We start from the raw sequence: 254 nt of genomic DNA, 5'->3' as shown, positions 1-254 counted from the left end.
CAAAGCTCCTTGCGCCACCTGAACAGCTGGCTCACATGAAGCCCGGCCACGCGAGCCACCTCGGAAACATTGGCGCCCGGCTCGAGCGACGCTGCAACAAGCCGTTCCTTCTCATCCTGCGACCACCGGCGCCGCCGCTCGACCGATGTGATCACCTCCGCCCGCGAAATCGTCATAGCGCTTCTCCTAGGATTACCCCTAGGACCTGCAGCCCTCGCGTCCCTCAAACAAGACGGCCTTTGGCGGAGGGATAC

The 254-nt window shown here is 63.4% G+C and carries 1 protein-coding gene; it reads right to left on the bottom strand.

All coding sequences use genetic code 11. The features are described 5' to 3' along the window. Positions 1-176: transposase (locus AC5ZFO_RS48490; RefSeq protein ID WP_496124332.1), on the bottom strand; the 176-nt coding region annotated here is incomplete at its 3' end. Between the last annotated feature and the right edge of the window lie 78 nt (positions 177-254).

It is taken from the genome of Bradyrhizobium sp. Unk1, assembly GCF_059512345.1.
Note: the sequence above shows the minus strand (reverse complement) of the source record. Positions and strands in the feature narration are given on the sequence as shown.